The following is a 22,954-nucleotide window of genomic DNA, read 5'->3' as shown; positions in this document are numbered from 1 at the left end:
GCCTGACCCCGGTCAGGCGCGTTTCCACACCGCGTTTTCCCCCAGTTTCTCGACAAACTCGGCATGCGCCGCGCGCTCTGCCTCGGTGATCCGGGCGGGCAGGGGGGTTGGCCTTGGCATCGGGCGCCAGGCAGTCTCTGCACCGGTGCCACCGCTGCTTGCCACAGTCGACAGTCCGAAATCGGGCTGCTTGCCGCCAATCAGCTCCAGATAGACCTCGGCCAATATCTCGGCATCCAGCAAGGCGCCGTGCAACACCCGGTTCGAATTGTCGATACCGAACCGGCGGCACAGCGCGTCCAGCGTGGCGGGCGAACCCGGAAATTTGCGCCGCGCCATGCCCAGCGTGTCGATGGCCCGGTCAAACGGAATTTCAGGCAGACCCATCCAGCGCAGTTCGGCATTCAGGAACTTCATGTCAAAGGACGCGTTGTGGATGATCAGATGGGAATCCGCCACGAAATCGCGAAACGCCTGACCAACCTTCGCAAAGACCGGCTTGTCCCGCAGGGTCACCTGACCCGGTTCGGGCTGTTGCGGCGGCTCCAGGATGTCGGGTCCGATCCCGTGCACGCCAAAGGCCTCGGCGGGCATCATGCGTTCGGGGTTGATATACTGGTGATAGGTGTTGCCGGTGGCGATGTGGTTCCACAGCTCGACTGCACCAATCTCGACAATACGATCGCCGGTTTCAGGGTCGAATCCGGTGGTTTCAGTGTCGAGTACGATCTCACGCATGGTTCATCCCCGCCCGTATCTGCCTGACGATATCCTGCACCTGGGCGCGGGCATGGTCCAGTGTGTCGGTCACGATCACGAAATCGGATCGCGCACATTTTTCTTCGTTCGGCATCTGCTTGGCCCGGATCTGTTCGAACTGTGCCTCGGTCATGGTGCCGCGCGCCATGACACGGGCCCTTTGTTCCTCGGGCGGGATCGAGACACAGGCAACCGCGTCCATCGCAGCCTCACCCCCGGTTTCGAACAGAAGCGGAATGTCAAAAACAAGGATATCCGCCGTCGCGCTGTCGCGAAACCGGGCGCGGTCCTCGGCCACCAGTGGATGCACAATTGTCTCGATCCGTTTCAGAGCCTGCGGATCCTCGGCAATGACCCGTTTCAGCGCCGGGCGGCTGACCTGATCGTCAACCACCGCATCCGGAAAGGCCGCCCGCATTGGCGCAACTGCCGCGCCGCCGCTGGAATAGAGCCTGTGCACCGCCGCATCCGCGTCCCAAAGCGCGCAACCTTCGTCCACGAACATCTGCGCCGTGGTCGACTTTCCCATGCCGATGGAGCCGGTCAACCCAAGTCGAAATGTCATCTGAGCGCGGCCGCGCGCGTGGCCGCATCGACAACCGGACGCTCGCCGAACCAGCGCTCGAATCCCGGCACCGCCTGGTGCAACAGCATGCCCAGCCCGTCGACCGTGGTACATCCCATCTCTTCGGCCTCGGCCAGAAGACGGGTCTTGAGCGGCGCATAGACCAGATCGGTCACCACCGCATCCGCGCGCAACCCGTCCAGCGGCACCCGCAGCTCAGGCTTTCCGATCATCCCAAGAGATGTTGTGTTCACCACCAGGCGTGCGTCCTCGACCACGTTGCCGGCCTGAACCCAGTCCGCCACTGTGACCCGCTGGCCGAAATCATCCTTGAGCTTGTCGGCCCGCACCCGCGTGCGGTTGGTGACGATCACCTCTGGCACACCGGCTTCGGCCAGGGCCGAGATCACCGCCCGTGCCGCGCCACCTGCGCCGAACACTACCGCCGGCCCCGATTTCGGGTCCCAGTCAGGCGCCCCGGCACGCAGGTTCTCCATGAAACCATAGCCATCGGTGTTGTCGGCAAGGATCCGCCCGTCTTCGCGAAAGATCAGCGTATTGACCGCGCCGATCAGCGTGGCGCGGTCGGTGATCTGATCGGCAACCGCCATCACCGCCTCTTTATGCGGAATGGTGATGTTGACACCCACGAACCCGGCCTTGGGCAGGGTGCGCACCACCTGAGCCAGGTCCTGTGGCGCGACATCCATCGGGATATAGTGGCCGTTGATGCCATAGGTCTTGAGCCAATGGCCATGCAGCCGGGGGGATTTCGAATGCGAAATCGGGTGGCCAATCACGCCAGCCAGCGGAATCCGGGTCTCGGTCATGTGTCAATCACTCCGCGCAATGCCAGAAAATTGAGCAGTTCCAACAGGGGCATACCCAAAACGTTAAAATGATCCCCGTCAATGGCCGAGAACAGGCGCACGCCCTCTTCTTCAAGCTTGTAGCCGCCGACCGCGTGGCGAATGCTGTCCCAATTGCGGGTGACATAGCCTGTCAGATAGCTGTCGGACAATGCCCGCATCCGCAGACGGACCTGCCCGACATGGCGCCAGAGGGGTTGCCCGTTTTCATAGATCACTGCTGCTGACAAGAGCATGTGCCGCTGACCGCTCATCTGTTTCAGCTCGGCCAGTGCGGTCTCGGGGCTGTCAGGCTTGGACAACAGCCTACCCTGAAAGTCGAGCACCTGATCGCATCCCAACACCATGGCGCCGGGATGTTTGTCGCTGATCTTGCGTGCCTTCATCTCGGCCAGCGCATCGGCGATATCGCGCGGCGGAGCGCCCTCGGCCAGCAAGGCTGCCTTTACAGTTTCTTCATCGACGCGCGGTACATCCTTGGTAAAAGGGACGGCCGCGTTTTCCAGCAGCTGGGCCCGGATGGCGGAACCGGATGCCAGGATGAGGGGGACAGTCATGTGGAAAACCCCGTGGGAAATCTGGTGATTGCTCGAGTATGGGTTTTCATGCTTTTCGCCTTGACGTGCAAGTCCGGTGAAATTGCAGAAATCTCACCCGAGTCGCCCGAGTTCCGTCCCATCTGGACAAGGATAACTGCGACAGTTGGGAGAATCCGACCTATTCATGGGCCTCCCCGTGCGCTCCCCGATTTAATCCGGCAAATGATAGTGACATAAGACATTGTTAAAAAAGAATAATGCTTGAATTTTCCACAGAACATGGAACATCCGCGCAAAGTTTCTCACATTGGGGAAAACCGCAGGGAGAGAACAGTTATCCACGAAAACGGAGCTACCTACAAAACCATCAATCTTTCTTCTTTTCTTTTTTATTATTAGATACGAGACCAATCGCCCGAAGAGAGACATAATGACCGACCTTCTGTTCACCCTGTACCCATGGGTCAAATCCCTGCACATCATGGCGGTGATCAGCTGGATGGCCGGTCTGTTCTATCTGCCCCGGCTGTTTGTCTATCACGTCGAAAAGGCTGAGAAGGTGCAGAACGCACCGGCGATCTTTCACGAGATGGAAGAAAAGCTGATGCGCGTGATCATGCGACCGGCAATGATCGTGTCCTGGGTCTGTGGTCTGATCATGGTTCTGACGCCGGGTATCGTCGACTGGGGCGAGGTCTGGCCCTGGACCAAGGGTGTATCCGTCATTGCGATGACCTGGTTCCATGAATGGCTCAACGCCCGCCGTCGCGCGTTCCTGTCAGGGCAAAACCGATTGACCGGGCGCCAGTACCGGATGATGAACGAGGTGCCGACGCTGCTAATGGTGGTGATCGTGCTGTCGGTGATCGTGAAATTCTGATCCCCCTTTGACTCTGCCTGCCAGCGCGCTTATCTATGGGCCAACGCGCCCGTCCGGGCATCCGCGTCTCCTATTCACATATTCCGTTCTAGTGCCGCCACAGGGCGGCAGAGGGTCCGTATACGATGACGATCGAATCCCTGAATCTCGCCGATCTCAAGGCAAAGAGTCCCAAGGACCTGTTGTCCATGGCCGAGGAGCTGGAGATCGAAAACGCCTCGACCATGCGCAAGGGCGAGATGATGTTCCAGATCCTGCGCGAGCGCGCGGATGAGGGATGGACCATCGGCGGCGATGGCGTGCTTGAGGTGCTGCAGGACGGCTTTGGCTTTCTCCGCTCGCCCGAAGCGAACTATTTGCCAGGTCCGGATGACATCTATGTATCGCCGGACATGATCCGCCAGTACAGCTTGCGCACCGGCGATACGATCGAGGGTGCGATCAAGGCGCCCGACGACAACGAGCGCTATTTTGCGCTGACCAATGTCACCAAGATCAATTTTGAAGACCCTGAAAGGGCGCGTCATAAGATTGCCTTTGATAACCTGACACCTCTCTACCCGGATGAGCGGCTGAAGATGGAGATCGAGGATCCGACCATCAAGGACCGCTCGGCCCGGGTGATCGATCTGGTCGCGCCTATCGGGAAGGGCCAGCGCTCGCTGATCGTGGCGCCGCCGCGGACCGGTAAGACGGTGATCCTGCAGAACATTGCCCACTCGATCGAGCGTAACCACCCCGAGTGCTATCTGATCGTTCTGTTGATCGACGAACGCCCCGAGGAAGTCACCGACATGCAGCGCTCGGTCAAGGGCGAGGTGGTGTCCTCGACCTTTGATGAACCAGCGACCCGCCACGTGGCCGTGTCGGAAATGGTTATCGAGAAGGCCAAGCGCCTGGTCGAGCATAAACGAGATGTTGTTATCTTGCTCGACTCGATCACAAGACTTGGTAGGGCATTCAACACAGTTGTCCCGTCCTCGGGTAAGGTTCTGACCGGTGGTGTGGATGCCAATGCGTTGCAGCGGCCCAAGCGGTTCTTCGGTGCGGCCCGGAACATCGAAGAGGGCGGTTCACTGACCATCATCGCAACCGCGCTGATTGATACCGGCAGCCGGATGGACGAAGTGATCTTTGAAGAGTTCAAGGGCACCGGTAACTCTGAAATCGTGCTGGATCGGAAAATCGCCGACAAGCGGGTATTCCCGGCTATCGACATCCTGAAATCCGGTACCCGGAAAGAGGATCTGTTGGTCGATAAGGGCGATCTGCAAAAAACCTTTGTCTTGCGTCGGATCCTCAATCCGATGGGTACGACCGACGCGATCGAGTTCCTGTTGTCAAAGCTGAAACAGACCAAGACAAACGGCGAATTCTTCGATTCGATGAATACCTGATCCGGTATCCAGGCAGCGCGAGGGCAAGGATATGGACACGATTTTTGCCTTGGCCACGGCGCAGGGCAAGGCGGGTGTTGCAGTCATCCGCCTGTCCGGTCCGCGTGCCTATCAGACCGCCTGCCTGCTGGCGGGGCCCGACCTGCCGTCGCGGGGCCTGTCGGTCCGGCAGCTGAAGGATGCGCAGGGTGCCCGCCTGGATGACGGTGTGGTGCTGACCTTTGCGGCACCTGCCAGCTTCACCGGCGAGGACGTTGCCGAATTCCAGATACATGGCAGTCTCGCTACCACCGAAGCGGTGCTCCGTTGCCTGGGCGATCTTGATGGATTGCGCCTAGCTGAGCCCGGGGAATTCACCCGGAGGGCGCTGGAAAACGGCAAGATGTCGCTTCCCCAGGTCGAGGGGTTGGCCGACCTGATCGACGCCGAGACCGAGGCGCAGCGCAAGCAGGCGCAGGCGATGCTGAATGGCGCACTGGGCCGGTTGGCCGAAGGATGGCGTGCCAAACTGATTCGCGCCGCCGCGCTGCTAGAAGCGGTGATCGACTTTGCCGATGAAGAGGTTCCGACCGATGTCAGCCCCGAGGTGCGGGCGCTGTTGGCTGACGTGCGCGCGGATCTGGAACGTGAGATCTCCGGCGTTCGTATCGCGGAACGCATTCGAACCGGGTTCGAAGTGGCGATTATCGGGCCGCCAAATGCGGGCAAGTCTACCTTGTTGAACATGTTGGCGGGCCGTGAGGCAGCGTTGACATCCGAGGTGGCAGGAACCACCCGTGATGTGATCGAGGTACGTATGGACCTTCGCGGGCTGCCGGTCACTCTGCTCGACACTGCTGGCCTGCGCGAAACCGGTGATCTGGTCGAGGGGATGGGTATTGCCCTGGCTCGGCGTCGTGCGGATCAGGCCGATCTTCGGGTGTTCCTGACAGAGGATGTCATCGCCACGGGCGTGGTATTGCAGCCCGGCGACCTGCATGTCCTCCCAAAGGCTGATCAGCGCTCGGATACGGCAAACGCGATTTCGGGCGTGACAGGGCAGGGGGTTGATCAGCTGGTGCAGCGCATCTCGGGTGTCTTGACGACCCGTTCCGCCAGCGCCGGTATCGCAACCCGCGAACGTCATCGTGTGGCAATGAGAACAGCATTGGACGCCCTGGATCGTACCGGCACTGTTCTGGAATCGGGCCCGGACCTGTATGATATCGCTGCCGAAGAACTGCGCACTGCGATCCGTGCGTTGGAATCGCTGGTCGGTCGGATCGGTGTGGAAACGTTGCTGGACGAAATCTTTGCGTCCTTTTGCTTGGGAAAGTGAGGAGTGTTTCACGTGAAACATTCGGATTTCGATATCGTGGTGATCGGGGCCGGGCATGCCGGTGCTGAGGCGGCACATGCTGCGGCACGCATGGGTATGAGGACTGCCCTAGTGTCCCTGTCCGAACGTGACATCGGCGTGATGTCCTGCAACCCTGCCATTGGCGGTCTGGGAAAGGGACATCTTGTTCGCGAGATCGACGCGCTTGACGGGGTCATGGGACGGGTGGCCGACAAGGCTGGGATTCAATTTCGTCTGCTTAATCGGCGCAAAGGACCTGCTGTACAGGGGCCGCGCGCTCAGGCCGATCGCAAGCTCTATCGACTGGCGATGCAGGAAGAAATGCGTAGTCGCCCTGGGTTGACCATTGTCGAGGGCGAAGTCATCGATTTCCGCATGCAAGGGTATCGCGTTGCTGGTGTCGTTTTGGCGGATGGCTCCGAGATTGCATCGCAAGCCGTGATCCTGACCTCGGGTACGTTCCTGCGCGGAATCATTCACATTGGTGATGTCTCGCGCTCTGGTGGACGGTTAGGAGACCGACCCTCGGTTCCGCTCGCCGAAAGGCTGGACCGGTTCGCGTTGCCGATGGGACGGCTGAAAACGGGAACGCCGCCCCGACTGGATGGGCGCACCATCGACTGGTCAATCTTAGAACGACAGGAAGGGGATGAGGACCCTGTCTTGTTCTCGTTCCTGTCTAAAGGGGTTTATGCGCGTCAGATCGCTTGCGGTATCACGCATACCAACGCGCGGACGCACGAGATTATCCGCGAGAACCTGACTCGTTCCGCGATGTATGGCGGGCACATCGAAGGTGTCGGCCCCCGTTATTGCCCGTCGATCGAAGATAAGATTGTTCGTTTTTCTGACAAAGAGTCGCATCAGATTTTCCTAGAACCCGAAGGTCTGGAAGATCACACTGTCTATCCAAACGGTATTTCGACCTCGCTGCCGGTAGATGTTCAGGAGGATTATGTCCGCTCGATCCGGGGACTGGAAAAAGTCGAAATTCTGCAACCTGGTTACGCGATCGAGTACGATTATGTCGATCCACGTGCCCTGACGTCCCAACTGTCACTACCGAATGTTCCGGGCTTGTACCTTGCCGGCCAGATCAATGGAACGACTGGCTATGAAGAGGCTGCGGCGCAAGGGATGGTAGCTGGGTTGAACGCTGCCAACATGATATTGGGTCGTGACCCTGTCCTTGTCAGCCGGTCAAACAGTTATATCGGTGTGATGATTGACGATCTGACCACGCGCGGTGTAGCAGAACCATATCGAATGTTCACCTCGCGGGCGGAATTCCGTCTGTCCTTGCGTGCGGATAACGCAGATCAACGGCTAACACCACTGGGCCTGGAATTGGGTTGCGTTGGTGATGAGAGGCGTGATGCGTTTACACGTAAGGCCGAAAATCTGGCGAAAGCTTCAGCTCTACTCGATCAGAGCAGCTTTACCCCAAAAGAGATTGCCGCGGCTGGTATCAAGATCAGTCAGGATGGCAGTCGGAGAAATGGCTTTGCTATTCTCGCGTTTCCCGATGTCGGGTTTGACGAATTGGTGCCGCTGATCCCAGGGTTAGAAGAGACTGACGCTGAAACCCGCGACCAAGTGGAACGTGATGCACTTTATGCCAATTATATCGCGCGACAAGAACGGGATGTCGAGGCTATGAAACGGGATGAGGCTATGGTCATCCCGGCCGATTTCAGCTTTTCCTCGCTCGATGGGTTGTCAAATGAGCTGAAACAAAAGCTGACATCCGCGCGACCTGAGAACATTGCGCAGGCAGGACGGGTAGAGGGGATGACCCCGGCGGCGCTTGCACTGATTCTGGCCCGCTTGCGCCGTGGCGACCGAGCGCGAAGCGCATGACGGTGCCCGATGCGAACGCGCTGAATGTTTCACGTGAAACATCCGAGCGGCTGAGGACCTTTGCCAATTTGGTGCACAAGTGGAATCCTCGGATCAACCTGGTATCGAAGCGTAGCTTGGACGATCTGTGGGTTCGTCACATAGTCGATTCCATTCAGGTGTTCCGCAACGCCCATACAGGCGATCTGTGGGCCGATCTTGGCAGTGGCGGCGGCTTTCCAGGTTTGATCTGTGCAATTCTGGCTGCCGAAGAGCAACCCGAAACCAAGTTCATCTGTGTCGAGAGCGATCAGCGAAAATCGGCGTTTCTGCGTAGCGCTGCACGCGAATGCGGCATCGAATGTCAGGTAATATCCGAGCGTATCGAGCATCTTGACCCGTTGGACGCAGATATCCTTTCTGCCCGTGCTCTGACCGATCTGACAGGGTTGCTGGGTTTTGCCGAGAGACACCTGAAACCCGGCGGAACTGCGCTGTTCCCCAAGGGCGCCAACTGGAAAAAAGAGATGCAAGAGGCCGCGAAGCAATGGAATTTCTCCTATGACGCGGTTACTAGTTTAACCGAGCCCCAGGCCGTTCTTTTGAAGATAACAGGAGTCACGCGTGTCTGATCTTTCCCGTCCAGTCGGACCCCGGATCATAGCGGTCGCCAACCAGAAAGGCGGCGTGGGAAAGACCACAACAGCCATCAACCTTGCGGCAGCGCTGGTCGAAGCGGGCCAGCGTGTTCTTGTGGTGGACCTCGATCCACAAGGGAACGCCTCGACCGGGCTGGGCGTGGATGAGCGTGACCTGACGACCTATGAGTTGCTGGTGGATGATGCGCCACTGAACTCCGTGATCCAGAAAACCAACATTGAGGGGCTTTCGATCGTTCCGGCGACAGTCGATCTCAGCTCGGCGGATATCGAACTGATCTCGAACGAGAAGCGAAGCTTTCTGCTTCATGATGCACTGCGTCAGACAGCAATGGACGCCTATTTGTGGGATTACATCCTGATCGATTGCCCACCGTCTCTGAACCTGTTGACGGTCAACGCAATGGTTGCCGCGCATTCCGTACTGGTACCGTTGCAGAGCGAGTTCTTTGCGCTGGAGGGGTTGTCGCAACTGATGCTGACCATCCGCGAGGTGCGTCAGGCGGCCAACCCCAATCTGCGGATCGAGGGAATCGTGCTGACCATGTACGACCGCCGCAACAACCTGTCGCAGCAGGTCGAAAAGGATGCGCGCGACAATCTGGGTGATCTGGTGTTTGATACCAAGATCCCCCGTAATGTGCGGGTCAGCGAGGCGCCGTCTTTTGCTATGCCGGTGCTCAGTTACGATCCAAACTCTCTGGGCGCGATGGCTTATCGTGACCTGGCCGCTGAATTGATGAAGAAACATAAAAAGATCGCCGCCTGAACGCGGTAGAGAGGAGCGACACATGGTTTCGAACAAACCCCGAGGGTTGGGACGCGGACTGTCCGCTTTGATGGCCGATGTGACGCAGACGCCAGAGGCGACCAGTGGTGAGTCCTCGCGTCGCCCTGATCGTACTGTGCCTATCGAAAAGCTGCGCGCAAACCCGAACCAGCCGCGCCGCACCTTTACCGAAGAGGCGCTGCAAGAGCTTGCAGCCTCGGTCAAAGAGAAGGGTATCTTGCAACCGCTGATCGTGCGTCCCGTTGAGGGTGACATGTACGAAATCGTCGCCGGTGAACGTCGCTGGCGCGCGGCGCAACTGGCGCAGCTGCATCAGGTTCCGGTTCTGGTGCGCGAGCTGGACGATACCGAAGTCCTGGAAATCGCGATCATCGAGAATATCCAGCGCGCCGACCTGAACGCGGTAGAAGAGGCCGCAGGCTATCGGCAGTTGATGGACAAGTTCGGCCATACGCAGGAAAAGCTGGCCGAAGCCCTGGGTAAAAGCCGCAGTCATATCGCGAACCTTCTACGCCTGCTGTCTTTGCCGGATGACGTTCAACACATGGTGGTCGAAGGAAAACTGTCGGCCGGACATGCCCGAGCCCTGATTACCAGCGATAATCCGTCGGAATTGGCCAAGATCGTCGTGCGTGACGGGCTGTCGGTACGCGCGACTGAGGCTTTGGTCAAGAAGCAGGCGGAAGGCGAGAAGCCCGCGACGACGGCGCGCCCGAAATCGGCCGGAAGCGACAAGGACGCCGATACCCGCGCGTTGGAAAAGGATCTGTCGGCGATCCTGGCGATGAAGGTGACGATCAACCACAAGGCGGGAACCGAAACCGGTCAAGTGGTCCTGACCTATGAGAATCTGGATCAGTTGGACGATCTTTGCGCCAAGCTCAGCCGTTAGGGCGGGTCCAGATAAAGATCAGCACTCCCCCCAGAACCACGGCTTGAATGGCCAGGACATGGGAGGGGGCCGAGAGAAGAAGCGACAGGCCAAAGACGGCGGCAATCGACAGGGTTGCCGCCTTTTTTGCGCCTGGACGGATGGCGCCAGATTGCTGCCAGTCAACGATCATCGGGCCAAACAGGCGATGTGTCAGCAGCCAGGTATGCAGGCGCTCGGACGAGCGGGCAAAGAAGAACGCGGCCAGCAGAAGGAACGGCACAGTAGGAAGCAGCGGCAGGACAACGCCAATCAGGGCGAGGGCAACGCAGACCAGTCCAAGAGCCGCCCAGATAAACTGCATTCTCTACTCCGACATCAGGTCCAGAATGACCGCGTTCAGCACCGCGCGCCCTTGGGCCGTTGCCCTTAGTCTCGCCCCGTCGATGTCGATCATGCCCAGTTCGGCCAAATGGGCAAGGCGGTTCCGGTTCAGGGGCTGTGGGGAAAGTGTCTCGTATCGGCGAATATCTAGTCCTTCGGTAATGCGAAGCCCCATCATCAGGTATTCATAGGCTTGATCTTGTAGGGATAGTGCAACACGGCTCAACTCACCGTTTCCCTTTGCCGCTGCACCCAGCCAGGCACCGGGGTTCAGTGGGCTCTCGGTGGCAAACCGCTGACCATCTATGGTGATGCGGCCATGCGCGCCGGGACCGATGCCGACATAATCGCCATAGCGCCAATAGATCAGGTTGTGGCGGGACTCGGCGCCGGGGTGGGCGTGGTTCGAAACCTCATAGGCGGGCAGGCCATGGGCAGCGCAGACTTCTTGCGTGATCAGGTACATGTCGGCGGCATCGTCATCGGCGGGCAGGCCGCGCAGCTTGCCACGGGCGTAACGGTCGCCAAAGGCGGTGCCGTCCTCGATCGTCAGCTGATAGAGCGAAAGGTGATCGACGGCCATGGCCAACGCTTCGTTCAACTCTGCGCGCCAGGCCTCGGGCGTCTGATCCTGCCGGGCATAGATCAGATCGAAACTGACCCGGTCAAAACAGCGGCGCGCTATGTCGAAGGCGGCGCGCGCTTCGGCCACGCTGTGAATGCGGCCCAGCCGGTGCAGATCCTGGTCGTTGAGCGCCTGCACCCCCATCGAGATGCGATTGACCCCGCCATCACAATAGGCGGCAAAGCGACCCGCCTCGACCGAGCCGGGATTGGCCTCGAGCGTGATTTCCATGTCGTTGGAAGTGGGCCAGAGCCGGCGGGCGGTTTCGATCACCGCCGCGACCGTTTCCGGCATCATCAGCGACGGGGTACCGCCGCCAAAGAACATGGTGTTCAGAACCCGACCCGGCAGTTCGGCAGCAGAGCGTTCAAGCTCTGCGACATAGGCTCTAACCCAGGCCTTTTGGTCAATCTCACGGGCAACATGGCTGTTGAAATCGCAATAGGGGCATTTGGCCTGGCAAAAGGGCCAATGCACGTAGAGGCCAAAGCCTCCATGCTGCCAGTCATCCCCCAAAACAGCCCTTTACGAATTTCTCCACTGCCCGTGCGCGGTGGCTGATCTTGTTCTTTTCCCAACGATCCATCTCGGCAAAGGTCACGTCATAGCCCTCGGGTACGAACATCGGGTCATAGCCGAACCCGGCCGCGCCACGAATGGGCCAGACCAGATGACCGGGGGCGACGCCTTCGAACACCTCGTCATGACCATCGGGCCAGGCCAGAACCAGCGTGCAGCGAAATTGTGCCAACCGGGGATGCGGGGCGCTTTTGGCTTCCAACTCGTCATTGGCGCGGGTCATTGCCATCATGAAATCGCGCCCATTGCCGGTTTCGGCCCAGTCGGCGGTATAGACCCCCGGCGCGCCATCCAGCGCGTCGATGGTGATGCCGCTGTCATCGGACAGGGCGGGCAGGCCGGTGGCGCGGGCGGCGGCATGCGCCTTGATCCGCGCATTGCCGACAAAGGTATCCTCGGTCTCTTCCGGTTCGGGCAGGTTCATTTCGGCGGCGCCGACCACCTTGACCCCAAAGGGCTGGAGGAGATGCGCCATCTCTTCCAGCTTGCCCTTGTTGTGGGTTGCAATCAGCAGCGTATCGCCTGTGAACCTGCGGGTCATGCGGTGGCGGCCTTTTGCGCGGCAACCAGTTCGCCCACGCCCTTTTCGGCGAGACCCAGCAGCTGATCCAGTTGCGCGCGGTTGAAGACCGAGCCTTCGGCGCTCATCTGCACCTCGATCAACTTGCCGGACCCGGTCATGATGAAATTGCCGTCGACGCCTGCCTCGCTGTCCTCGGGGTAATCGAGGTCCAGCACCGGCTGACCGGCATAGATGCCGCAGGACACGGCGGCGACCGGATCGACCAGTGGGTCGGAAATGACATCGCCCGCCTTCATCAGCTTGTTCACCGCCAGGCGCAAGGCGACCCAACCGCCGGTGATCGAGGCGCAGCGGGTGCCTCCATCGGCCTGAATCACGTCACAGTCGACGGTGATCTGACGCTCGCCCAGGGCCACCCGGTCAACACCCGCGCGCAGGGCGCGGCCGATCAGGCGCTGGATTTCAACGGTGCGGCCGCCTTGCTTGCCGCTGGCGGCCTCGCGCCGCATCCGGGTGTTGGTGGCGCGTGGCAGCATACCGTATTCGGCGGTGACCCAGCCGAGGCCCGAGCCCTTAATAAAGGGGGGCACACGATCTTCGATCGTGGCGGTGCACAGCACATGCGTATCACCCATCTTGATCAGGCACGAGCCTTCGGCATGTTTTGTGAAACCGGTTTCGATTGAAACCGGGCGCATTTCGCTTAGTTCTCGTCCAGAGGGTCGCATGGGTCATCCTTTGTCTGTTGCGCTGGGGATACCGCCCGCAAGGGCGTGGATGCAAGCCCGATTGACCTTTTCGGGGCAGGGGATTTAATGGCCACTCAGCCGGGGATTGCCCAAGGAATGCCATGAGCGATGCGCGCAAAATACTGGACGATCTGAACGACCGCTCGCGCGAGGTGTTTCGCCTGATCGTCGAGTCCTATCTGGACAGTGGCGAGCCGGTCGGCAGCCGCACCCTGACCCGCACTCTGAGTGAAAAAGTCAGCGCCGCAACCGTGCGCAACGTGATGCAGGATCTGGAATATCTGGGCCTGCTCGACAGTCCCCATGTCAGTGCGGGGCGGATCCCGACCCAGATGGGGCTGAGAATGTTTGTCGACGGGTTGCTCGAGGTGGCGGATCTGAGCCTGGATGACCGGGCCAAGCTGGACGCGACGTTGGGCGCAAATGCCAGCGATGTGGGCGGAACACTGGACCGGATCAGCGCCACGCTCAGCCGGGTGACTCAAGGCGCCTCGCTGGTACTGACGCCCAAGCACGAGGCCGAGATCCGCCATATCGAGTTTGTCTCGCTGGCGCAGGACCGGGCGCTGGTGGTGTTGGTGTTTTCGGACGGTCATGTGGAAAACCGCCTGTTTGCGCCGCCCCCGGGACAGACCCCCAGTTCGATGCGCGAGGCGGCCAATTTCCTGAACGCACTGATCGAGGGCAAGACCCTGAGCGAGGTCCGCCGGCTGATGCAGACCGAGATCGGCGCCCGCCAGCAGGAAATCGACCAGCTGGCCCGCCAGATGGTCGAAAGCGGTCTGGCGGTCTGGGACCGCGAGGGTGAAGGCGCAGACCGCCTGATCGTGCGCGGGCGCGCGAATCTGTTAGAGGGCACTGGCCAGGAACAGGAGCTGGAGAGAATTCGGGTGCTGTTCGACGATCTGGAGCGTAAGCGCGACATCGCCGAGTTCCTGCAATTGACCGAAGATGGCGATGGTGTGCGAATTTTTATCGGCTCTGAGAACAAACTTTTCTCACTTTCGGGTTCCTCTTTGGTGGTGTCTCCATATATGAACGCGGATCGAAAGGTTATCGGTGCGGTGGGGGTGATCGGCCCGACGCGCCTGAACTATGGTCGCATCGTTCCGATCGTGGATTACACGGCACAGCTGGTCGGGCGTCTGATTTCCGACCGGAGTTAGAGGTAGAAAGATGGCAAAGCCGAACAACGAAGAGTTTCTGGACGATATCGCAACCGCCGAGGCCGAAGAACTGGCCGAGGAAATGGCCGAGATCAGCGAAGAGGCGGCAGAGCTGGATACGCTGCGGGCCGAGCGGGATGCGTTCAAGGACAAGTTCATGCGCGCGTTGGCCGACGCCGAGAATGTGCGCAAGCGGGGCGAGCGCGCCCGGCGCGAGGCCGAGCAGTATGGCGGCTCGAAACTGGCCCGCGATATGCTACCGGTCTATGACAATATGAAGCGTGCGCTGGACTCCATGACCGACGAACAGCGCCAAGTTTCGGGTGCTTTGATCGAGGGAATCGAATTGACGATGCGTGCGCTGCTGGATGTGTTCGGCAAGCATGGCATTCAGGTGCTGTCGCCGCAGGTGGGCGACAGGTTCGACCCGCAGATGCACGAAGCGATGTTCGAGGCGCCGGTGCCCGGCACCAAGGCGGGCGATATCATTCAGGTTTCCGCCGAAGGCTTCATGCTGCACGACCGCCTGCTGCGCCCGGCGCAGGTTGGCGTGTCGTCGATGCCTGCGGGCTGATTTGGCTTCGCCCGGCGAAGCCAAGCCTCCGGCGGGAGTACTTTAAGCGGAATGAAGGGGCGGTCAGGATCTGGCCGCCTCTTTCAGTTTATACAGCATCTCAAGCGCTTGGCGGGGGGTCAGCTCGTCAGGGTGGATGTCCTTCAGCATCGCAACGGCAGGTGAGCTTTTTGGTGCGGGCGGCGGCGGTGGCGGCGCGACTGAGAACAGCGGCAGATCATCGATCAGCGCCTTTTGCTTGCCGCCTTCGCGTTCGGACTTCTCCAGTTGGTCCAGAACCACGCGGGCACGCGCCACAACGGACGGGGGTAGGCCGGCGAGTTGCGCCACTTGCACACCATAGGACCGGTCGGCGGCGCCCTTCCTCACTTCGTGCAGAAAAATGACCTCTCCGTCCCATTCCTTGACGGCAACGGTCAGGTTCTCGACACCATCCAACGTTCCGGCAAGGGCGGTGAGTTCGTGGTAGTGGGTGGCGAACAGAGCGCGGCAGCGATTGGCCGCATGCAGGTGTTCCAGCGTGGCCCAGGCGATGGAAAGACCATCATAGGTGGCAGTGCCACGGCCGATTTCGTCCAGGATCACCAGCGCTCGGTCGTCCGCCTGGTTCAGGATGGCGGCGGTTTCCACCATCTCGACCATGAAGGTCGAGCGGCCCCGTGCCAGATCGTCCGAGGCGCCGACGCGGCTGAAAAGCTGGCTGACCACCCCGATATGGGCTCTGTCGGCGGGTACGTAGCTGCCTATTTGGGCGAGCAGGGTAATCAGCGCGTTCTGGCGCAGATAGGTTGATTTACCGGCCATGTTGGGGCCGGTCAGCAGGCGGATCGCGGCACCCTTGTCCGCGGTGAGATCGCAGTCATTGGCCACGAACGGCTCTCCGCCCTGCCGGCGCAGGGCGTGTTCCACCACCGGGTGGCGGCCTCCCTCGATGGCAAAGACGCGTGAGGTGTCGACGCTGGGTCTGCACCAGTTCTCGGCCCGTGCCAGATCGGCCAGCGCGGTCGCCAGATCAAGTTCAGCCAGCCCGCGCGCGGCGAGGTTGAGGCGGGCGGCGGCCTCTAGAATTGCGCCAGAAAGGCTGGAATAGAGCCGTTTTTCAATCTCGAGCGCGTGGTTCCCCGCGTTCAGGATGCGGGTTTCCAGCTCGCTCAACTCGACCGTGGTAAAGCGCACCTGATTGGCGGTGGTCTGTCGGTGGATATAGGTCTCGCTCAGCGGTGGGTTCAGCATCTTGGCCGCGTGCGTGGCGGTGGTTTCGATGAAATAGCCCAGAACGTTGTTGTGCTTGATCTTCAGCGAGGCGATGCCGGTATGTTCGGCATATTTCTGCTGCATCCCGGCGATGACGCCACGGCCCTTGTCGCGCAACTCGCGCGCCTCGTCCAACTCGCTGTCGTAACCCGGCGCGATGAAGCCGCCATCGCGGGCCAGCAGCGGCGGTTCGGCCACCAGCGCGGTATCGAGCAGGCCTAGCAGGTCATCGAAACCGTTCAGGTCGGCACAGGCGCTTGCGATCAGGTCGGGCAGTTCCAACCCATCGCAGCGGGCGGCAATCGCCTCGGCCTGACCCAGCCCGTTGCGGATTGCGGCAAGGTCGCGCGGGCCGCCCCGGTCCAGCGCCAGCCGCGACAGGGCACGGTCCAGGTCGGGCGTCTTGCGCAGGGCCCCACGCAGGTCGGCGGCCAGCGTGGTGTGGTCGATACAGAAGTCGAGCGCCGAGAGCCGCGCGTGGATGACGTCCAGATTGCGCGACGGGCTGGCAATGCGCTGTTCCAGCAGGCGGGCGCCACCGGGAGTGACGGTGCGGTCGATCACCGAAAGGAGCGAGCCGCCGCGTTCGCCCGAGAGCGAGCGGGTCAGTTCCAGATTGCGCCGGGTGGCGGCGTCGATCTGCATTACCCGGTCTTCGGCCTCTTGCACCGGGGGTTGCAGCAGTGGCAGTTTGCCTTTCTGGGTGATCTCCAGATAGTCGATCAGCGCACCCATGGCCGACAGCTCGGCGCGGGCGAAGGAGCCGAACCCCTCCAGCGAGCCGACCTTGTAAAGTTCGCACAGCCGCTTTTCAGCCGCCATGCTGTCGAAACTGGCCTTGCCCAGGGGGGTCAGCGGGATGCGGTGATCGTCGGCCAGCGGGCGCAGCTGCTGAAACACCGGCTCATCAACCACCAGCAGCTCAGAGGGGGCCAGCCGCGCCAGTTCCGGGCTGAGGCGAGGGCGGGTCACAGGCATCACATGGAAATCACCGGTCGAGATATCGGCCCAGGCCAGCGCGGCGCCGCTGCGGACCTCGGCATAGGCGACAAGGAAGTTGTGGCGGCGCGCCTCGAGCAGCGCATCTTCGGTCAGGGTGCCGGGGGTGACGAGCCGCACCACATCGCGCCTCACCACGGATTTTGATCCGCGTTTCTTGGCCTCGGCGGGGCTTTCCATCTGTTCACAGACGGCAACCCGGAACCCTTTGCGGATCAGGGTCAACAGATAGCCCTCGGCGGCGTGAACCGGGACGCCGCACATCGGGATATCCTCGCCCTCGTGCTTGCCGCGCTTGGTCAGCGCGATATCCAGCGCCTCGGCCGCGGCCACCGCGTCGTCAAAGAACATCTCGTAGAAATCGCCCATCCGGTAGAACAGCAGGGCATCGGTATGGCCCTCTTTGATTTCGAGGTATTGGGCCATCATGGGCGTGACGGTGGTCAAGGCTTTGTTCTCCGGCGGCTGGTGCGCGCGACCTTACAAATCCGGCCCCTGCGGCGAAAGGCGAAAACGCATTGTCGTTGAGGCGCGCGATTGCCTGCGCTATGAGGCTGAAAGCCCGCATAGCAGAGAAACGACCCATCCCATGCCCAAAGCGAAAATCACAAACGAAGAGGCGCTGGCCTTTCACCTGGAACCGACCCCCGGCAAGTGGGAGGTGCAAGCCACCGTTCCCATGACCACCCAGCGCGATCTGTCGCTGGCCTATTCGCCCGGCGTTGCGGTCCCTTGCGAGGCGATCGCGGCCGATCCCGGGCTGGCCTATGACTATACCAACAAGGGCAATCTGGTTGCGGTGATCTCGAACGGGACGGCGGTTCTGGGCCTGGGCAACCTGGGCGCGCTGGGCGGCAAGCCGGTGATGGAGGGCAAGGCGGTGCTGTTCAAGCGCTTTGCCGACGTGAACTCGATCGACATCGAACTGGACACCGAGGACCCGGACGAGTTCTGCCGCGCGGTCAAGCTGATGGGGCCGACATTCGGTGGCATCAACCTCGAAGACATCAAGGCGCCCGAGTGTTTCATCATCGAGCAGCGGCTCAAGGAAGAGATGGACATCCCCGTCTTTCACGACGACCAGCACGGCACGGCGGTGATCTGCGCGGCGGGCCTGATCAACGCGCTGCACATCTCGGGCAAGAAGATCGAAGATGTGAAGATCGTCCTGAACGGGGCCGGGGCGGCGGGCATCGCCTGTATCGAACTGCTGAAAACCATGGGCGCGCGGCACGAGAACTGCATTGTCTGCGATACCAAGGGCGTGATCTATCAGGGTCGTACCGAGGGCATGAACCAGTGGAAATCGGCCCATGCCATCAAGACCGAGCTGCGCAGTCTCGAAGAGGCGATGAAAGGGGCCGACGTGTTCCTGGGCGTCAGCGTCAAGGGCGCGGTGACGCAAGAGATGGTGCAGAGCATGGCCGACAACCCGGTCATCTTTGCCATGGCCAACCCCGACCCCGAAATCACACCGGAAGAGGCGCATGAGGTGCGTCCCGACGCCATCGTTGCCACCGGGCGCAGCGACTATCCCAATCAGGTCAACAACGTGTTGGGCTTTCCCTATCTGTTCCGCGGCGCGCTGGATATTCATGCGCGCGCCATCAATGACGAGATGAAGATCGCCTGTGCCCATGCGCTGGCGGCGCTGGCGCGCGAGGACGTGCCGGACGAAGTCGCCATGGCCTATGGCAAGAGCCTGACCTTTGGCCGCGATTACATCATCCCGACCCCGTTCGATCCGCGCCTGATTCACCGCATTCCGCCCGCCGTGGCGCGCGCGGGTATGGACACCGGCGCGGCACGGCGGCCGATCATCGACATGGATGCCTATGAGCTGGGCCTGAAATCGCGGATGGATCCGACCGCCAGCATCCTGCGCGGCATCAATGCCCGCGCCCGAAAGGCGCAAAGCCGGATGATCTTTGCCGAGGGCGACGATCCCCGCGTGCTGCGCGCGGCGGTGATGTATCAGCGCTCGGGCTATGGCAAGGCGCTGGTGGTGGGCCGTCAGGACGACGTGAGAGCCAAGCTGGAGGCCGCGGGCCTGGAGGACGCGGTGCGCGAGTTGGAGGTGGTGAACGCCGCCAACACCACACATTTGGAGACCTACAAGGAGTTCCTGTACTCGCGCCTGCAACGCAAGGGGTTCGATCAGAAAGATGTGCACCGCCTCGCCGCGCGCGACCGGCACGTGTTCTCGGCGCTGATGTTGGCGCATGGCCATGGTGACGGGTTGGTAACCGGCGCGACCCGGAAATCGGCGCATGTGTTGCATCAGATCAGCCATGTGTTCGACGCCGACGCCGCGCATGGGGCGGCGGGGATCACCGCGTTGCTGCACAAGGGCAAGATCGTCCTGATCGGCGACACGCTGGTGCATGAATGGCCCGACGAACACGACCTGGCCACCATTGCAGAGCGCGCCGCTGACGTGGCCCGCCATATGGGTCTGGAGCCGCGCGTGGCCTTTGTCAGTTTCTCCACCTTTGGCTATCCGATCTCGGAGCGGACCGAGAAGCTCACGAAGGCGCCCAAGGTTCTGGAAGAGCGTGGGGTGAATTTCGAGTTCGAAGGCGAGATGACTGTCGATGTGGCGCTGAACCCGCGCTCGAAAGAGGCCTATCCCTTCTCGCGCCTGACCGGCCCTGCGAACATCCTGATCGTGCCTGCGCGGCACTCGGCCTCGATCTCGACCAAGCTGATGCAGGAGATGGCAGGCGCCACGGTGATCGGCCCGATCCTGACCGGTGTCGACAAGCCGATCCAGATCTGTTCGACCGTCTCCACCGCCAATGACATCCTGAACATGGCGGTATTGGCATCGGCCGAGATCGGCTAGGCCATGGCGATCTGGAACCTCGGCTCAATCAATGCGGACATGGTCTATGCCGTGCCGCATCTGCCCGGGCCGGGCGAGACGTTGGCCGCTTCGGGGATGGAGCGGTTTCTGGGCGGCAAGGGCGCCAACATGTCGGTGGCCGCCGCCCGCGCGGGTTCGCATGTGCATCATATCGGCGCGGTGGGGCCTGATGGGCGCTGGGCCATTGATCGGCTGACCGAATATGGCGTCGATACCCGCCATATCGCGACGCTCGACGCGCCCACCGGCCATGCCATAATCGCGGTTGAGCCGGGTGGCGAAAACCTGATCGTTCTGTTGCCCGGTGCCAACCGGGCCATTTCGCCCGAGCGGGTCGCCAGCGTGCTGGCCGATGCCGCGCCGGGCGACCTGTTGGTGATGCAGAATGAGACCAGTGCCCAAGTCGAAGCGGCGCGGCTGGGTCGCGAACGCGGCCTGACCGTGTGCTACGCCGCAGCCCCCTTTGATGCTCAGGCGGTGCGTGATGTCCTGCCCTGGCTCGATTTCCTGATCCTGAACGCGGTCGAGGCCGAGCAGTTGCAACAGGCGACCGGTCTGTCGCCAGATCAGTTGCCGGTGCAGCATGTCATCGTGACCCTTGGATCGAAGGGCGCACGCTATTTCGACACTAATCAGGGGAAAACGGCGGAATATCCCGCGCACAAGGTCAAGGCGGTCGATACCACCGGGGCGGGCGACACCTTTACCGGTTATGTCCTGTCGGGGATGGACCGGGGCTTGCCGATGCCGCAGGCGATCACCCAGGCGACGCGCGCGGCCGCTTTGATGGTGATGCGCCACGGCACGGCCGATGTGATCCCCGATTTGAAAGAAGTTTTGGAGGCGCGGTTCTAGCTGCCCGCAAAGGGCGCCGCATCACCCCAAAGCTGTTTCACCCGCGCATCCCGACCACAGGATTTGCGATAGAGCTTGTAAGCCTCGCTTTGCCGTTTCGGGCCAAACCGGGTCAGCACCAGCTTTTCTCCCTTGGCATAATCCTGGTGATAGGCCTCGGCCGGATAAAACCGGCCCGCCTCCAGGATGGGGGTTACGACCGACTGCGCCAAATCTGCCTCAGCGGCGGCTTTGGCCTGGGATGCAAGCGCGGTTTCTGCCTTGTTAGAGACGAATATCGCGGTGCGATAGCTTTCACCGCGATCACAGAACTGACCGCCTGCATCGGTTGGGTCGACCGAGCGGAAAAACAGATGCAGCAGGCGTTCGCGCGAAACCTTGTCGGGGTCAAACAGGATCTGCACAGCCTCGTAATGCCCGGTTCCCCCGCGCGAGACCTGCTTGTAGGTCGGATTGTCAAGCGTCCCGCCGGTATAACCGGACACCGCACCCAGCACGCCGGGCACTTTCTCGAAATCGGCCTCGACGCACCAGAAACAACCGCCCGCAACGGTCAGGGTTTCGGTCTCTGCGGCCTCGGCCTTGCCCCCTTGCAGGATCGTTGCCAGCACCATGGCAACCACCAATGCGACGGGTTTGAGTGTCTGGATCGGGAACATGATGATCCTCCATTTCCGGTCTCGATCAGGCTGCCTTGCAACCGGATTTGCGGCAAGGTTCCGTCATCGAATGTCACGCGCTGTTGATGCGGTGTTTACCCCTTGGAACGCGGCGGGCGGGGCGATAGCGTGCGGCGAATACCCGTAAACGGAGGGCAGTAGATGAAAATCGCCATGTGGTCGGGACCGCGCAACCTGTCGACGGCGATGATGTATGCCTTCGGCGCCCGGACCGATTGCGCGGTCATCGACGAGCCGTTCTATGCTGCTTATCTGGCGATGACCGGGCTGAACCACCCGATGCGAGAAGAGGTTCTGGCCGCACAGCCACAGGACCCAAAGATGGTGGCGGCGGCGCTGAGTGGGCCCAATCCCGGTGCGCGGCCGTTCTGGTATCAGAAACACATGACCCAGCACATGATCCCCGGCATCCCGCGCGACTGGATGCGGGCGGTGCGCAACGTGTTCCTGATCCGCCATCCGGCGCGGGTGATCGCGAGTTATGCCGAAAAGCGCGAAAACCCGACTCTGGAGGATATCGGCTTCCAGCTTCAGGCAGAGTTGTTTGACGAGGTGTCTGGTTGGGGTGGCGACCCGGTCGTGATCGACAGTCATGACATTCGCGAAAACCCGGCCCGGATGCTGGAACAACTCTGCGACCGGATCGGTGTGCCGTGGTCACCGCATATGCTGAGCTGGCCCAGGGGTGGCCACAAGGACGACGGTGTCTGGGCGCGGCATTGGTACGGGGCGGTCTGGAATTCGACCGGCTTTGCCGGACCCGAGGGCGATTTGCCCGAGGTGCCGGAGGCGCTTCAGCCGGTCTTGCAGGCCGCAATGCCGTTTTACGAGCGCATGCGGGCCAAGAAGATCTGAGGCGCGATCAGCCCAGCAACTGTCCCAGTTTCATCGCCACGCCCATGTTGCCGCTGACCTTGAGCTTGCCCATCATCACACCGGTCATCGGGTTCAGCTTGCCGGTCAGCAGTTTGACTAGGTTGTCCTGGCTCAGGCGGATGGTGCAATCTGTATCTCGGTCCTGGGTGCTGGCGGTGTTGTCGGCCAGAACGATCACGCCATCCTCGCCGCAGTCGAATTTCAGCGACCCGTCAAAGCTTTTGCCCGCCAGTTCGGCTTGCATCTTGTCGGCGATATCCTGAAGCATGTCGCGCCCCTCATGTTGCTGGGAAAAGCGGTAAGAAACCGGCCCGCGC

The 22,954-nt window shown here is 61.1% G+C and carries 23 protein-coding genes; 12 read left to right on the top strand and 11 right to left on the bottom strand.

Features of this window, described 5'->3' with window-relative positions; genetic code table 11:
- Positions 1-12: 12 nt before the first annotated feature.
- From dnaQ to MB818_RS10490, 4 genes are read right to left on the bottom strand one after another with little or no spacing between them, the layout of a single operon-like run.
- Positions 13-738, bottom strand: coding sequence for a DNA polymerase III subunit epsilon (dnaQ, locus tag MB818_RS10505; protein ID WP_234145355.1), 726 nt, complete (start codon positions 736-738; stop codon positions 13-15).
- The gene (gene coaE / locus MB818_RS10500; RefSeq protein WP_238905033.1) at positions 731-1,324 is read right to left on the bottom strand and encodes a dephospho-CoA kinase; all 594 of its coding nucleotides are present in this window, start codon (positions 1,322-1,324) and stop codon (positions 731-733) included. The genes dnaQ and coaE overlap by 8 nt, the downstream gene beginning before the upstream one ends.
- Positions 1,321-2,154: a shikimate dehydrogenase gene (locus MB818_RS10495; protein ID WP_234139146.1), complete on the bottom strand. Its 834-nt coding sequence runs from the start codon at positions 2,152-2,154 to the stop codon at positions 1,321-1,323. The genes coaE and MB818_RS10495 overlap by 4 nt, the downstream gene beginning before the upstream one ends.
- Positions 2,151-2,750, bottom strand: a complete 600-nt coding sequence (locus MB818_RS10490) for a Maf family protein (RefSeq protein ID WP_238905031.1) — start codon at positions 2,748-2,750, stop codon at positions 2,151-2,153. Before MB818_RS10490 ends, MB818_RS10495 begins: the two co-directional genes overlap by 4 nt.
- A gap of 412 nt (positions 2,751-3,162) precedes the next feature.
- Between MB818_RS10490 and MB818_RS10485 the strand changes: the two genes are divergently transcribed.
- From MB818_RS10485 to MB818_RS10455, 7 genes are all read left to right on the top strand, one after another.
- A complete protein-coding gene (locus MB818_RS10485; protein ID WP_234139148.1) occupies positions 3,163-3,612 on the top strand; it encodes a CopD family protein in 450 nt (149 codons plus the stop codon).
- Between the two features lie 125 nt (positions 3,613-3,737).
- A complete protein-coding gene (rho, locus tag MB818_RS10480) occupies positions 3,738-5,009 on the top strand; it encodes a transcription termination factor Rho (protein WP_234165121.1) in 1,272 nt (423 codons plus the stop codon).
- A gap of 31 nt (positions 5,010-5,040) precedes the next feature.
- Positions 5,041-6,327, top strand: coding sequence for a tRNA uridine-5-carboxymethylaminomethyl(34) synthesis GTPase MnmE (gene mnmE, locus MB818_RS10475; RefSeq protein WP_234216641.1), 1,287 nt, complete (start codon positions 5,041-5,043; stop codon positions 6,325-6,327).
- A 12-nt stretch (positions 6,328-6,339) separates the two neighbouring features.
- Positions 6,340-8,208 (top strand): tRNA uridine-5-carboxymethylaminomethyl(34) synthesis enzyme MnmG, encoded by a 1,869-nt coding sequence (mnmG, locus tag MB818_RS10470; RefSeq protein WP_234216643.1) that lies wholly within the window; start codon positions 6,340-6,342, stop codon positions 8,206-8,208.
- Complete coding sequence (gene rsmG / locus MB818_RS10465; RefSeq protein WP_238905029.1) at positions 8,205-8,819, top strand: 16S rRNA (guanine(527)-N(7))-methyltransferase RsmG; 615 nt, start codon at positions 8,205-8,207, stop codon at positions 8,817-8,819. Before mnmG ends, rsmG begins: the two co-directional genes overlap by 4 nt.
- The gene (locus MB818_RS10460) at positions 8,812-9,615 is read left to right on the top strand and encodes a ParA family protein (RefSeq protein WP_234139153.1); all 804 of its coding nucleotides are present in this window, start codon (positions 8,812-8,814) and stop codon (positions 9,613-9,615) included. The genes rsmG and MB818_RS10460 overlap by 8 nt, the downstream gene beginning before the upstream one ends.
- Before the next feature lie 22 nt (positions 9,616-9,637).
- Positions 9,638-10,528 carry a ParB/RepB/Spo0J family partition protein gene (locus MB818_RS10455; protein ID WP_238905027.1) on the top strand — a complete coding sequence of 297 codons (891 nt, stop codon included), beginning with the start codon at positions 9,638-9,640 and terminating at the stop codon, positions 10,526-10,528.
- Here the strand turns inward: MB818_RS10455 and MB818_RS10450 are convergent.
- The 4 genes from MB818_RS10450 to rph are packed head-to-tail and all read right to left on the bottom strand — an operon-like array spanning position 10,518 to position 13,346.
- Complete coding sequence (locus MB818_RS10450; protein ID WP_234145346.1) at positions 10,518-10,871, bottom strand: YbaN family protein; 354 nt, start codon at positions 10,869-10,871, stop codon at positions 10,518-10,520. The genes MB818_RS10455 and MB818_RS10450 overlap by 11 nt on opposite strands.
- Before the next feature lie 3 nt (positions 10,872-10,874).
- Positions 10,875-12,032 (bottom strand): radical SAM family heme chaperone HemW, encoded by a 1,158-nt coding sequence (gene hemW / locus MB818_RS10445; RefSeq protein WP_234177634.1) that lies wholly within the window; start codon positions 12,030-12,032, stop codon positions 10,875-10,877.
- Positions 12,022-12,636 (bottom strand): RdgB/HAM1 family non-canonical purine NTP pyrophosphatase, encoded by a 615-nt coding sequence (gene rdgB / locus MB818_RS10440; protein ID WP_234139157.1) that lies wholly within the window; start codon positions 12,634-12,636, stop codon positions 12,022-12,024. The genes hemW and rdgB overlap by 11 nt, the downstream gene beginning before the upstream one ends.
- Positions 12,633-13,346 carry a ribonuclease PH gene (gene rph, locus MB818_RS10435; protein ID WP_234139158.1) on the bottom strand — a complete coding sequence of 238 codons (714 nt, stop codon included), beginning with the start codon at positions 13,344-13,346 and terminating at the stop codon, positions 12,633-12,635. The genes rdgB and rph overlap by 4 nt, the downstream gene beginning before the upstream one ends.
- Positions 13,347-13,468: 122 nt before the next feature.
- Between rph and hrcA the strand changes: the two genes are divergently transcribed.
- Together hrcA and MB818_RS10425 are read left to right on the top strand one after the other, a co-directional pair.
- On the top strand, positions 13,469-14,533 hold the full coding sequence (gene hrcA / locus MB818_RS10430) for a heat-inducible transcriptional repressor HrcA (RefSeq protein WP_234139159.1): 1,065 nt from the start codon (positions 13,469-13,471) through the stop codon (positions 14,531-14,533).
- A gap of 10 nt (positions 14,534-14,543) precedes the next feature.
- A complete protein-coding gene (locus MB818_RS10425) occupies positions 14,544-15,107 on the top strand; it encodes a nucleotide exchange factor GrpE (protein ID WP_234139160.1) in 564 nt (187 codons plus the stop codon).
- A 63-nt stretch (positions 15,108-15,170) separates the two neighbouring features.
- Here the strand turns inward: MB818_RS10425 and mutS are convergent, their stop codons facing one another.
- Positions 15,171-17,789: a DNA mismatch repair protein MutS gene (mutS, locus tag MB818_RS10420; protein ID WP_238905059.1), complete on the bottom strand. Its 2,619-nt coding sequence runs from the start codon at positions 17,787-17,789 to the stop codon at positions 15,171-15,173.
- A 160-nt stretch (positions 17,790-17,949) separates the two neighbouring features.
- Between mutS and MB818_RS10415 the strand changes: the two genes are divergently transcribed.
- Positions 17,950-20,205 carry an NADP-dependent malic enzyme gene (locus MB818_RS10415; protein WP_238905025.1) on the top strand — a complete coding sequence of 752 codons (2,256 nt, stop codon included), beginning with the start codon at positions 17,950-17,952 and terminating at the stop codon, positions 20,203-20,205.
- A gap of 3 nt (positions 20,206-20,208) precedes the next feature.
- Complete coding sequence (locus MB818_RS10410; protein WP_234139162.1) at positions 20,209-21,081, top strand: ribokinase; 873 nt, start codon at positions 20,209-20,211, stop codon at positions 21,079-21,081.
- On the opposite strand, the gene msrA is transcribed toward MB818_RS10410, so the two are convergent.
- Positions 21,078-21,740 carry a peptide-methionine (S)-S-oxide reductase MsrA gene (msrA, locus tag MB818_RS10405; protein ID WP_234139163.1) on the bottom strand — a complete coding sequence of 221 codons (663 nt, stop codon included), beginning with the start codon at positions 21,738-21,740 and terminating at the stop codon, positions 21,078-21,080. The genes MB818_RS10410 and msrA overlap by 4 nt on opposite strands.
- A 162-nt stretch (positions 21,741-21,902) precedes the next feature.
- On the opposite strand from msrA, the gene MB818_RS10400 reads away from it, so the two are divergent.
- A complete protein-coding gene (locus MB818_RS10400; protein WP_238905023.1) occupies positions 21,903-22,616 on the top strand; it encodes a sulfotransferase-like domain-containing protein in 714 nt (237 codons plus the stop codon).
- 7 nt (positions 22,617-22,623) lie between these two features.
- On the opposite strand, the gene MB818_RS10395 is transcribed toward MB818_RS10400, so the two are convergent.
- Positions 22,624-22,905: an SCP2 sterol-binding domain-containing protein gene (locus MB818_RS10395; RefSeq protein ID WP_234145336.1), complete on the bottom strand. Its 282-nt coding sequence runs from the start codon at positions 22,903-22,905 to the stop codon at positions 22,624-22,626.
- Positions 22,906-22,954 lie beyond the last annotated feature (49 nt).

The sequence above is a fragment of the Ruegeria alba genome (assembly GCF_022321465.1).
Lineage (GTDB): Bacteria > Pseudomonadota > Alphaproteobacteria > Rhodobacterales > Rhodobacteraceae > Ruegeria_B > Ruegeria_B alba.
Note: the sequence above shows the minus strand (reverse complement) of the source record. Positions and strands in the feature narration are given on the sequence as shown.